The following is a 12,012-nucleotide window of genomic DNA, read 5'->3' on the forward strand; positions in this document are numbered from 1 at the left end:
CTGGTTCGCAAAAATACGTCAGCATTACTGACATATTTTTCTTGATTGTTTTTGTGCGTTGCAGCATTGCTTCACGCATCCCAATCGAGGTTTTTGCCATGGCTCTGAGCAGCAGCGTTTTCGGTATTTGGAACACCAGCCCGACCCGGCACACGCCGATCGAGGACCTGCAGGGCATTTTCTCCGGCAGCCTGATTGCAGCACTCGGCCTTTATTTCCTGGCCAGCGCCGGTCTGCTTACGGGCAGCACCGCCGGCGTCGCCTTCCTGCTGCATTATGCGACCGGCGTGAACTTCGGCCTCGCCTTCTTCCTGCTCAACCTGCCATTCTTCTATCTCTCCTGGAAGCGGCTCGGACCGGCCTTCACGGTCAAGACCTTCATTGCCATCGGCGTGACCTCGTTCCTGACAGACATCCAGTCGCGCCTGTTCCAGATCGGCGATATTCATCCGGCCTGGGCGGCCCTCATCGGCGGCCTGCTTCTCGGCTACGGTCTGCTGGCGCTCTATCGCCACCGCGCCAGCCTCGGCGGCGTCGGCATTCTCGGCATCTACCTGCAGGAACGTTTCGGCGTTCGCGCCGGGCTGGTGCAGCTGGCGATCGACATGGTCGTGCTGGTCGCCGCCTTCGGCGTCACCAGCCCCTCGGTCGTCGCCTGGTCGGTGCTCGGCGCTGTCGTGCTCAACCTGTTCGTCGCCATCAACCACCGCGCCGACCGCTACATCGCGCTCTAAAGCGCGCCGCGACCTTTTAGGTTCGCTTGCCGCTCTTTAAGCTCTTGTTTTTATGCATGTCATTATCGCAAAACCGCAGCACACTTTTGCGCGACATGCTCTGGGGGCATCAGAAATAGAAAAGCCCCGAAGGGCGACTTCGGGGCTCTTTTGATAACAAAGCTCGAGAATGCCTATTTGACGAGGGGGCCGTTCAGTTCTCCCTCATTCCGGCCCTGTGCCGGAATCCAGCGAACTGACGTCCGTCAGGTCAAAAGATCTTTTCAGCCCAAGGACTTGGGCTGGCTGGATTCCTGTGACAAGCACAGGAATGAAGGAAAATCAGGCTAACGCCGAGCCTTCCTTGCTCCTCACACCGACCTTCTTAGCAGTCTGACCCGAAGACCGACTTCAGGGCTTTTGTGTCGCTCCGTCACCGGATATCAGGCGGCCTTTGCCGGTGCGTCGACCGGATGCTGCGAACGGAAGCCGACGGCGACCCGGTTCCAGACATTGATGACGCCGATCGCCATGGTGATCTTGGTGATCTCGGCCTCATCGAAATGCTCTCTCAGCGGCTCGAAGTCCGCGTCGGGCGCGCCGGTCTGAGCAAGGTTGGTGAGCGCTTCGGTCCAGGCCAGCACCGCGCGTTCGCGAGCGTCATAGATCGGCGATTCGCGCCAGGAGCAGATCAGGTGGATCCACTGCTCGCTGAGGCCGCTATGACGGGCCTCCTTCACATGCATGTCGATGCAATAGGCACAGCCGTTGATCTGCGAGGCGCGCAGCTTGATCAGGTGGATCAGCCGCGGTTCAAGTCCAGATTCCTTGATGATGTAGCTGTCGAAGGCTGCCGCGGCCTTGTAGGCATCGGGGGCGGCTTTGACGAAGTTCAAACGCGGTTGCATGGTCTTCTCCTTCAGGTGGATGGGGATTGGCAGGTGGATGGGGATCGGGATTTCAGGCGCCGGCGGCCGACTTGCGTTCGTTGACCGCGAGGAACGCGCTGGTCCTTGCGGAAATGCTGCCGTCATCCTTGGCGCTGAGGTCTTCCATGATGTCGGCGATGGTCACGCGCCGAAGCTCGGCGCGGTAGGCCTGTTCGGCCTTCAGCATCGCGACGTTGATGGTGCACAGCGTCTTCGGCTTGCAGGTATAGGGATTGGGGCCACGCAGGCGGATCTCGTTGCAGCGGAACGCCGGTTCCGGGCCTTCGACCGCAAGCACGATATCGAGCAGGCTGATCTTTGCCGGCAGGCGGGCAAGACGATAACCGCCCTTCGGCCCGGGCACGGCTTCAAGCAGCCCTGCCCCGGACATCGCCTGCAGATGCTTCAGGAGATAGCTCGTGGACACCCCATGAAATTCGGCAAGAGCTGCTGCCGACAGCGTGCTGCCGGGCTGAAGACAGCTCAGCATCGTCACGCTGTGGATCGCCTGCTCGACACCGTCCCCGAGTTTCATCCGCCTTCCCCCTATTCATGGATCTTTTTTATCCATGATTATGTGAAGAGTCAATCGCCATGCGATCGTGAACGTCTCGGACTTCTCTTTTGCCGGATTTGATCTACCTTTGTTCTCCGTGAACAGGATCGATTCCCCGCGCCCGCAAGGCGATGCGTTGACCTTGCCCGCCCCCTTCCTTCGCTGGTTCGGCGAAAAGGGCTGGCAGCCCCGCGCCCACCAACTGGAACTGTTGGCGCGGGCGGAGGCTGGCGAAAGCACGCTGCTGATCGCGCCAACAGGGGCCGGCAAGACGCTTGCCGGCTTTCTGCCCTCCCTGGTCGATCTGACGCGGCGCGGGAAAATCCCGCCGGGTTCCGCCTTTACCGGCATTCACACGCTCTACCTCTCGCCGCTGAAGGCGCTAGCCGTCGATATCGAGCGCAATCTGATGAAGCCGGTCGGCGAGATGGGCCTGCCGGTGCGCGTCGAAAACCGCACCGGCGACACGCCGCAAGCCAAGCGCCAGCGCCAGAAACTCAATCCGCCCGACATTCTCTTGACGACGCCGGAGCAATTGGCGCTGCTGCTTGCCAACGGCGAGGCCGAGCGCTTTTTTCGGGATTTGCGCTACGTGGTCTTCGACGAACTGCATTCGCTGGTCACCTCGAAGCGCGGACACCTGCTGTCGCTCGGCCTTGCCCGGCTGCGCAGGCTTGCGCCCGATCTGCAGACGATCGGCCTGTCGGCGACGGTCGCCGATCCGATGGACCTGCAGCGCTGGCTGGCGCCGCAGGCGGCCGACACGGTCGCGCATGCCGGCCTCGTCACCGTCAAGGGTGGAGCGAGGCCTGAGATCTCGATCCTTCGCACCGACGAGCACGTGCCCTGGGCCGGACATTCGGCCCGATACGCCATCGCCGACGTCTACGCCGCCATCAAGGAACACGGCACGACTCTGCTCTTCGTCAACACCCGCAGCCAGGCAGAGCTCCTGTTTCAGGAGCTCTGGACCATCAACGACGACAACCTGCCGATCGCCCTTCACCATGGCTCCCTCGATGTCGCCCAGAGGCGCAAGGTCGAGGCGGCGATGTCGGAGAACCGGCTGCGCGCCGTCGTTGCCACATCGACGCTCGACCTCGGCATCGACTGGGGCGATGTCGACCTTGTCGTGCATGTCGGTGCTCCGAAGGGGGCAAGCCGGCTCGCCCAGCGCATCGGCCGCGCGAACCACCGGATGGACGAACCTTCCAAGGCGATCCTGGTTCCGGCCAACCGCTTCGAAGTGATGGAGTGCCAGGCAGCCCTCGACGCCAACTATATCGGAGCGCAGGACACGCCACCGGTCGGCAAGGGCGCGCTCGACGTGCTGGCCCAGCACGTGCTCGGCATGGCCTGCGCAGCACCCTTCGACCCTATATCTCTCTATGAGGAGATCACCAGCGCCTCGCCCTATGCGTCGCTCCCATGGGAAACCTTCGAACGCGTGATCGATTTCGTCGCGACCGGCGGTTATGCGCTGAAAACCTACGAGCGCTATGCCCGCATCCGCAAGACCAAGGAGGGGCTCTTTCGCGTTTCGAACCCGCTGGTCGCGCAGCAGTACCGACTCAATGTCGGCACCATCGTCGAATCGCCGATGCTGAACGTGCGTATGGTGAAGCGCAACCAGCGCGGCTCGCTCGGCCGCGGCGGCATGTCGCTTGGCAAGGTCGAGGAGTATTTTCTCGAGATGCTCTCCCAAGGCGACACGTTCCTGTTTTCGGGCAAAGTGCTGCGGTTCGAAGGCATCCGCGAAAGCGAGTGTCTCGTCAGCCAGGCGTTTTCCTTCGACCCGAAGGTGCCGAGCTATGCCGGCGGCAAGTTTCCGCTGTCGACCTATCTGGCCGAACAGGTGCGCAAGATGCTCGCCGATCCGGCGCGGCGCGCGAGCCTGCCCGGACAGGTGCGCGACTGGCTGTCGCTGCAGAAGGACGTGTCGATGCTGCCACGCGAAGACGAGCTTTTGATCGAGACCTTTCCGCGCGGCAGCCGCCACTACATGGTGATCTACGCCTTCGAGGGACGGCTGGCGCACCAGACGCTCGGCATGCTGCTGACCCGCCGGCTCGACCGCGCCGGTCTGAAGCCGCTCGGCTTCGTCGCCACCGACTACTCGCTTGCCGTCTGGGCGCTGGACGACCTCGGCGCGACGTTCCAGCTGCGCCGGAAAGCGCTTGCCGACCTCTTCGACGAGGACATGCTCGGCGACGATCTGGAAGCCTGGCTGAACGAATCCTTTCTCCTCAAGCGGACCTTTCGCAATTGCGCCGTCATTGCCGGACTGATCGACCAGCGACATCCCGGCAAGGAGAAGACCGGCCGCCAGGTGACCGTCTCGGCCGACCTCATTTACGACGTATTGCGCGCGCACGAGCCCGATCATCTGCTGCTGGAGGCTACCCGCAACGATGCGGCAACGGGGCTTTTGGACATCGGACGTCTCGGGGATATGCTGAAGCGAATCAAGGGCCACATCACCCATCGTCGGCTCGACCGGATTTCGCCGCTGGCGGTGCCCGTGATGCTCGAAATCGGCAAGGAGGCGGTCCAGGGCGAGGCGCAGGACTTCCTGCTTTCCGAAGCAGCCGACGATCTGATCAACGAAGCGATGGGCGCAGAACCACTATAGAATACTCCCGTGTTCGCGCGAGCACGCCAAGGACGGTAAAGAAACGCATGCACAGGCTTGCCCAGGCATTATCGGCTCCAACAGACAGCACCGTGGCTTCCGCGCGCGCCATCGTCCACGGCGTCGAAGCGGTCTGCGATCCGCTCGGCAGCCTCTATCTACCCGAGACGAGAACACTCGTCGTGTCCGATCTGCATCTGGAAAAGGGAGCCGCTTTTGCGCGACGCGGCATGATGCTCCCGCCCTACGACACCCTTGCCACGTTGCGTGTGCTCGAGGCGGCAATAACCCGCCACGACCCCAAACTGGTGATCAGCCTCGGCGACAATTTCCATGACCGGGTGGGCTCGGCCGCAATGCCGGACACATTCCGGCACATGATCGCCGCGATGGCCATGGGGCGGGAATGGATCTGGATCAACGGCAATCATGACCCCGACGGCGCCTCGGGCCTGCCGGGCCTATCGCTGGACGAATTCCGGCACGCCGGTCTTATCTTTCGCCATGAACCGTCGCGAGGCGAGGCCGCGGGAGAAATCGCCGGCCATCTGCATCCGGCGGCGACCGTCGTCCGGCGGGAGAAGTCGGTGCGGCGCGCCTGTTTTGCCACCGATGGCGAGCGCATGCTGATGCCGGCCTTCGGCGTCACCACCGGCGGCCTCGATCTGCGCCACCGGGCGATGACCGGCCTGTTCGACCGTGCCATGCTGGTCGCCCACATGCTCGGCCGTGATCGGATCTATTCGGTCCGCTTCACGAACCTGATCGCTTGAGCATCCGTCAGAACGCGTTGAAGGTCAGCGTCGTCAGCGAACGCGAGATGCCCGGAACTGTGGCAATGTTGTCATTGATGAACTTGCCGATGTCCTGGCCTTCTTCGATGTAAATCTTGAGCAAGAGGTCATAGTCGCCGCTCGTCGAATACATTTCCGAAACGATCTCCTTGCGGTAGATCTCGTCGGCAACCTCATAAGTCTTGCCGGGAGCACACTGCAACTGGACGAAAATCGGTTTCATGGAATTTCCTCTGTTTCTGTCTTACAGCGCCGCGCGTCAGATATGCCGCGCTATGGCCGCTGTAAGGCTATAAACTCGCTGCATAATTTCCTCCTTAGATCGATTCCGACTTATGGGGCGATGCAGTAGGCCTTCTTTAGCCGCCCAGCGCACAAAAGGGAACGTCGGCCGGCTGCCGTCAAGGGTTAATCCTTGCGGAAGAGCAGGCTTGCGCCCCAACCGGTGATGACGGCGAGCAGCACCGCGAACAGGCCGTAGAAGAACGGTTGCTCATGCGCCGTCTGGGTGATCACCTGCTCCACACCCGTCTTGACCACGCGCAGCGGCAGCGCCTTGGCGGCGACGAAGGTGCCGTCGCGGAAGAGATAGGCCCGCACGACATGCACGCCGTTGGGAACGTTGGCCGGCAGGCGCACCGACGCCTTGAACAGGCTGGAGCTGATGAACTGCACGCCGCCCGGATCGCGCTCATAGACGCCGCTGGTCTCGCGGATACGGCGGAAGGCATTGCGGAATTCGCCGAGATTGCTGCCGTCGCCGACGAAGCCGAGCGGCACCAGCCGCATATGGTCAACGCCGATGCCCATATTGCCCATCTCGCCCGGGGGCGCGATCGTCTCGATGTCACGCGTGCTCGACAGCGAATAGGATTCCGGCACCAGCTCGAAAGTCATGGAGCTGGTGTTCACCCAGATGCCGAAGACCCGCTCTTTCTTGCGCACCGTCGCATTGTCCTTCGGGCCTTCAAGCGAGACGATGATGTTGTACTTGCCCTGCGCCAGCAGGTTCGGATCGAAGCCATCGACCGCTCCGAAGATCGTCAGGTCGGCGCCGCGGAAATCCGAGGTGATGGCGATCTCGTCGGTCGAGATGCCGATCTCCAGCTTTTCGGTGAAGTCGTTGGCATTCTCGTCCTGCAGCTGGGCGAAGGCCGGAGCGGCGAAAGCGAGCGTCAGCGCTGCAAGGGCCATATGGGCGAGACGGCGCATCAGAAGCCGAACCCCGCTGACACGACGGAGTAGATGTCCTTCGGCGGAATGACGAGTTCGATCGCCAAGCGGATGCCGACGGCAAGCACGAGCAGCGCCAGCAGCGCGCGCAGTTGCTCGCCGCGCAGCTTCTGTCCGACGCGCACGCCATATTGCGCACCGATGACGCCGGCGATCATCAGCACGAAGGCGAGCACGATATCGACGGTGTAGTTGGTGGAGGCCTGGACGATGACCGTATAGGCGGAGACGAAGATGATCTGGAACAGCGATGTGCCGACGACGACATTGGTCGGGATGCGCAGGAGGTAGATCATCGCCGGCACCATGATGAAGCCGCCGCCGACACCCATGACCGACGTCAGGATGCCGATGCAGAAGCCGAGGGTCGCGACGGGAATGACGCTCAGATAGATCTTCGATTTCTTGAACCGCATCTTGAGCGGCAACCGGTGCACCCAATTGTGCTGCCCGGGACGGCGCAGCGGCGTCGCCTGGTTGTTGGCCGCCTTGCGCATGGCGCGCACGCTTTCCCACAGCATCAGGCTACCGACCGAGCCCAGGAGCACGACATAGAGCAGCGAGATGACCAGATCGAGCTGGCCGACGCGGCGCAGCAGCGAGAACAGCCAGACGCCGACCGTCGCGCCCGCCAAACCGCCGCATAAGAGCACCGTGCCGAGCTTGATGTCGATCGTGCCGCGGCGGAAGTGGGTGATGGCACCGGAGATCGAGGAGGCCACGACCTGGTTGGCTCCGGTCGCAACGGCGACGACGGGCGGGATGTTGTAGAAGATCAGGAGCGGCGTGATCAGGAATCCGCCGCCGACACCGAACATGCCCGACAGAAAGCCAACGGCCGCACCCATGCCGAGGATGATGAGTATGTTCACCGACAACTCTGCGATGGGCAGATAGATCGACACGCCGGGACCTCGATATGCCAACGGCCCGCGGCGCGGGCGAAAACGTCACAGTGGCAAGCTATTCACCACGGAAGGGGGATTATCTTAAGAAAGCCGACACCCCTCCCGAAGGCGAGGTGGCATAGGCTTCCGTCATGCGCTCCTCAACCGGAGCTGTCAACCTTTTCAGCGACATGGCGGACAGCTTCGGCTCCGCAGAGCCTGTGGCCCGGTTCTGCGGCTTTATTGCGGCGTCGGACCCTGCCGGATCAGGAATTGCGCTTGAGCAATTCCTTCACCAGCTGGTCGGTGATTTCACCTGTCGGCTCCTGGCCGACGGATGTCTGGAAGGCCTTGATCGCGGCAACCGTCTTCTTGCCCAGCTGGCCATCCGGCTTGCCGGCGTCGAAGCCGTTATTGTTGAGGATGGCCTGGATGTTGCGGATGGCCTTGCTCATGTCGATCGAGGCGGTCTTGTTGGCCGGGCCGACCCAGGCGTCCGGCACGTCGACCGTGTTCGCCTTGGTATCGACCGCCTGCGGCTTCCAGGCGTCAGCCTTGGCCTTGGCGCTCGAAAGCTGTTCCGGCTTCATCGCCTTGGCGACCTCGTCGCGCTTGGCAGCAGCGTCCATGTCGCCCTCGCGGGCGGCAGCGGCAAACCACTTGTAGGAAGACTCAAGATCCTGCGGCACGCCATTGCCGCGGGCATAAAGAACAGCAAGGTTGAACTGGCTGTCGCGGATGCCGAGTTCGGCAGCCTTGGCGAACCACTTTGTCGCCTCGGCGAAATCCGGCGCACCATCGCGACCGCTGGCCAGCATGACCGCGAGGTTGTGCATGGCGCTGGCGTTGCCCTGACCGGCGGCCTTCAGATAGAGAGCCTTGGCCTTGGCCGCGTCGCGCGTCAGGCCCGAACCCTTTTCGTACATGCTGGCGAGGCGGTAATCGGCCGGCACCACGCCGCCGTCGGCGGCGCGCTGGTACCATTTGGCAGCTTCCGCCAGATCTTCCTTGACGCCGCGCCCCTCGGTGAAGCGCGCGCCGATTTCGTAGAAAGCCAGCGGGTCGCCGCCCTTGGCAGCCGTCACCAGGGCAACCGGGCCAAAGCCGTCGGGCAGCACGACCTCGGCGGGCTTGGCGAGCGGAGCGAAAGTGCCAACCTGAGCGGCATCGGCAGGGGCTGCCTGGAATGTGGAAGCGGCCGTCGGCTGCTTGACCTCCGGCACCGGCTGAAGCAGCGGAGCCTGCGCCAAGGTCGTCGATGCGGATGTGTCTGCCGGCGGGGTCGAGACGGCAGGCGTCTGGACGGCGCTGGACGGCTGCTCGACAGAATCGAGCGTCGCGCCTGGAAGCGGCGGCAACGCCTCGAGCGGTGTTTGGGTCGCAACGACGGCTGCCGCCGGCGCCTGGCCACCAGCGATCTCAGTCGGCTTGGCGACGGCGGGCTGTTCGACGACGGGGCTTGCGTTCTGTTCGATGACCGCCACCGGTTCGGCAGCGGGCGCATTGCTGCCCTTCAGCATGGTGCCGACGAGCGGATATGACATGATCGCCAGCAGTACGGCGCCGACGGCCATCAGGATCGGCCGGCGATGACGGGCAAAGGCACCGCCGACGCCACCAGAAGCGCCACCGTCCTTGGTCTTGTTGAGCGTATCGGCTTCCTCGACCGCCAGCTGTGCGGCGCGGCGGGCCGCTGCGATGAAGTCGGCCTTGTCGCCATCAGCAGGTTGTTTGCCGCCACGGTTCATCTGGCCGGCGCGCACGCGCTCGAGAATCTTCTTGACGTCGGGAACACCCGAGCCGGGCTCCAGCAGTTGATTGGCCTCTTCCGGGGCCAGCATCTCCGAGGGGTCGATGGACGGCGCGGGCTCGACCAGCTGTCGTGTCTGCTCCGGTGCAGGCTCGACACGCTTTGCGGAAAAGCGCCGGGTCAGTCCGGCAAGCAGGCCCGTGCGGGCGGCAACGGGCTGTTCGCGCGCGCCATCGGGCTCGATGGTCGAAACCTGACCTTCGTCGCCGGCATAGGCAGTCGCATGGGCGGAGGCAGTGGCGGCGGCAATGACGCCGTCGTCTTCCGCCTGCAGGGCGCGGACATTGCGCTGCAGATCCTGGTAACGGTCGTCGAGATCGGCGCCCGTGAAGGGGTCGTTGAATTCCGGTTGCATCGCCTTGGGCATGACAGGCATTTCGCGCGCCACCGGCGCCTCGTAATGTGCCGACGCCATGGCAGGCTCGCGTCCCTCGATGCGCTCGAGCTTGTCGGCGATATGAACGAGGGTTTCGTGCAGCGCTTCGAAGGTGCGTGCCGTGCGTTCTTCGCTGGAGCGGCTGAGATCTTCGAGCGTGCGCAGGTCGTCGGCCAAGGCCGAGATGGCCGCGAGATCGCCGCCACCCGATGCCTGCGGCATGCCCCGCTTGGAATAGGCCTCCATCACCGCTTCGGCCGCCTGACGGGCAGCCTCGACGATATACTCGTCGCTGGTGGCGAAATAATCTTCGAGCGCATTCATGCGGCTCTCGAATTCCACCGGCATCGCAGCAGTCGCCTCGACGCGGGGCTGGCTGACGAGGGTCGACAGATTGGCGATCTGCGCTTCGAGATTGTGCAAGGCGGCGCGGTCGTCGTAGGGCGCCGCATAGGTTTCTTCCAGCCGCTGCGCGATGCCGGCGAGACGGTCTTCAAGCCGGTCGAAACGCGGATCGGAGACCGGTTGTGCGTTCAGCGTGTCGAGGTCGTCGATGCGGCGGGCGAGATAGTCGAGCCGCTCGGCCAGCGCGTCGTTGACGCTACCCTGGTCGAGGGCCTCGATCTTGCGGGAAATGTCGCTGAGGTAACCGGTCAGGTCCGGCTGGGCGTTGCGATGGCTGCGCTCCATCAACAGGGACAGCTGATCGAGACGCTCCTCAAGGCCGGCGGCCGCTTTCTCGCTGGCGAGATCCTCGACGCGGGCAGCCAGCGCCTCCAGGCGGGCGCCGAGGCCGGAATCGTTTGGACGGGACAGCCCATCGATCTGCCGCGAGAGATCGCCGAGCCTGGTCTCCAGCCGATTGGTGAACCCACCCTCGAGACTGCTCGCCGTGCGGCTGTTGGCGGCGATCGCGCGGCTGATCTCGTCAAGGCGCGCATCCAGATCGGCAAACTGCGAGACGAGGCGGCGGTCATCAGGCTGTATCTGGCGGCCGAGCATCTCGATCGCCTGGGCAACCGCAATCATCTTGTCTTCAAGAACGTCGACGGCAGAGCTGTTGCCGAGCGCACCGATCTGCGATTTGATTTCGTCCAGCCTGTAGGCGAGCGCCACCAGTTCGTCGTCGCGGTTCTGGTCGAAGGCGATCAGTCGATCTTCGACGCCGTTCCAGCGGCTTTCCATCCGGCGAACGCTGTCTTCGCGCGCCAAGCCGTCGATCATGCTGCGCAGGTCGTCAAAATCGCCGCGCAGCGCGTCGGCCTGGGCGGGCGAAGCCTGGCGGCCGAGCTGCTGGATGCTGTCGGCGAGGCGCTGCATGTCGCCGCGCACGTCCTCGGCAAAACTGTGATCCTCGGCCTGCGCCTTGATGCCGCGAATTTCGGCGCGCAGGGAATTCATCTCGCGGGTCAACCCATCGGTGATGTCGCGCTTGAGATCCTGGCGCAAGCCGACAAGCGCCTCGGCGATATCGTTAACGGCGGCCGCCGGCCGGGCAACTGGTGCCCGGACCGGCTGCGACCTGATATCGTCGACGTAACGCTCGGGCTCACGCAGAGCCGGGCGTTCCGGCTCGCGCTGCGGCACGCGGTCTCTCAGAGGCGGCCGCTCGCGCGACGTGCTCAACGCCCGCTGGCGCTGCATGATCTCGGAAACGGCATCACGCGGGGATGGGATGTCGCGGGGAGCGACACGTTCGCGCTCGACCGGACGGGCCGGCGGCTCACGGCTCGCACTGTTCATCAATCCTTCGATCCGGGCCTCTAGGCCCTCGATCGTGCGGTTCAGGGCGTCCAGCGAGGGTCGCTCGCCATAGCTCTGGGTGCCAGCGCGCTGAGGATTTGATCGCGATCCATTCATTGTGCTCTTCGCCCCTGTCCGTCGGCCATCTCGAAAGTCGCCACGGAAGGAAACGGCTTCCTTCACCCCTGCGGCACTTCCGACGCGGGCAAAGCTACAACAATGCGAGGACCGGACCGGTTGCAGCTTTGACCATCTCAACACGCACCTTTCATTAAACGTGGTAAACAACCGGTTAACCGCTGCGGATTTTTTAACGATTTGGCAGGGGTAGGCGATGGA

The 12,012-nt window shown here is 63.5% G+C and carries 9 protein-coding genes; 3 read left to right on the forward strand and 6 right to left on the reverse strand.

Annotated features, from left to right (window positions below; genetic code table 11):
* The first annotated feature begins 98 nt into the window (after positions 1-98).
* Positions 99-734, forward strand: coding sequence for a YitT family protein (locus tag BLJAPNOD_RS00380; RefSeq protein WP_077503161.1), 636 nt, complete (start codon positions 99-101; stop codon positions 732-734).
* 422 nt (positions 735-1,156) lie between these two features.
* On the opposite strand, the gene BLJAPNOD_RS00390 is transcribed toward BLJAPNOD_RS00380, so the two are convergent.
* Together BLJAPNOD_RS00390 and BLJAPNOD_RS00395 are read right to left on the reverse strand one after the other, a co-directional pair.
* The gene (locus BLJAPNOD_RS00390) at positions 1,157-1,621 is read right to left on the reverse strand and encodes a carboxymuconolactone decarboxylase family protein (RefSeq protein ID WP_115418541.1); all 465 of its coding nucleotides are present in this window, start codon (positions 1,619-1,621) and stop codon (positions 1,157-1,159) included.
* Positions 1,622-1,673: 52 nt separating this feature from the next.
* The gene (locus tag BLJAPNOD_RS00395; RefSeq protein ID WP_115418542.1) at positions 1,674-2,177 is read right to left on the reverse strand and encodes an Rrf2 family transcriptional regulator; all 504 of its coding nucleotides are present in this window, start codon (positions 2,175-2,177) and stop codon (positions 1,674-1,676) included.
* Between the two features lie 109 nt (positions 2,178-2,286).
* Between BLJAPNOD_RS00395 and BLJAPNOD_RS00400 the strand changes: the two genes are divergently transcribed.
* Entirely contained in the window at positions 2,287-4,830 is a 2,544-nt protein-coding gene (locus BLJAPNOD_RS00400) for a ligase-associated DNA damage response DEXH box helicase (protein WP_115421066.1), read from the forward strand.
* 47 nt (positions 4,831-4,877) lie between these two features.
* On the forward strand, positions 4,878-5,603 hold the full coding sequence (gene pdeM, locus BLJAPNOD_RS00405) for a ligase-associated DNA damage response endonuclease PdeM (protein ID WP_115418543.1): 726 nt from the start codon (positions 4,878-4,880) through the stop codon (positions 5,601-5,603).
* 7 nt (positions 5,604-5,610) lie between these two features.
* Here pdeM and BLJAPNOD_RS00410 read toward each other — a convergent pair whose 3' ends face one another.
* The 4 genes from BLJAPNOD_RS00410 to BLJAPNOD_RS00425 all read right to left on the reverse strand — a co-directional run bounded on the left by BLJAPNOD_RS00410 (position 5,611) and on the right by BLJAPNOD_RS00425 (position 11,790).
* Positions 5,611-5,847, reverse strand: a complete 237-nt coding sequence (locus tag BLJAPNOD_RS00410) for an Lrp/AsnC ligand binding domain-containing protein (RefSeq protein ID WP_053248765.1) — start codon at positions 5,845-5,847, stop codon at positions 5,611-5,613.
* Positions 5,848-6,032: 185 nt separating this feature from the next.
* On the reverse strand, positions 6,033-6,836 hold the full coding sequence (locus BLJAPNOD_RS00415) for a TIGR02186 family protein (RefSeq protein ID WP_115418544.1): 804 nt from the start codon (positions 6,834-6,836) through the stop codon (positions 6,033-6,035).
* Entirely contained in the window at positions 6,836-7,762 is a 927-nt protein-coding gene (locus tag BLJAPNOD_RS00420) for a sulfite exporter TauE/SafE family protein (RefSeq protein WP_077502869.1), read from the reverse strand. The genes BLJAPNOD_RS00415 and BLJAPNOD_RS00420 overlap by 1 nt, the downstream gene beginning before the upstream one ends.
* Before the next feature lie 248 nt (positions 7,763-8,010).
* On the reverse strand, positions 8,011-11,790 hold the full coding sequence (locus BLJAPNOD_RS00425; RefSeq protein ID WP_115418545.1) for a peptidoglycan-binding protein: 3,780 nt from the start codon (positions 11,788-11,790) through the stop codon (positions 8,011-8,013).
* Positions 11,791-12,012: the final 222 nt, after the last annotated feature.

The sequence above is a fragment of the Ensifer sp. M14 genome (assembly GCF_003355565.1).
Taxonomy (GTDB): domain Bacteria; phylum Pseudomonadota; class Alphaproteobacteria; order Rhizobiales; family Rhizobiaceae; genus Ensifer.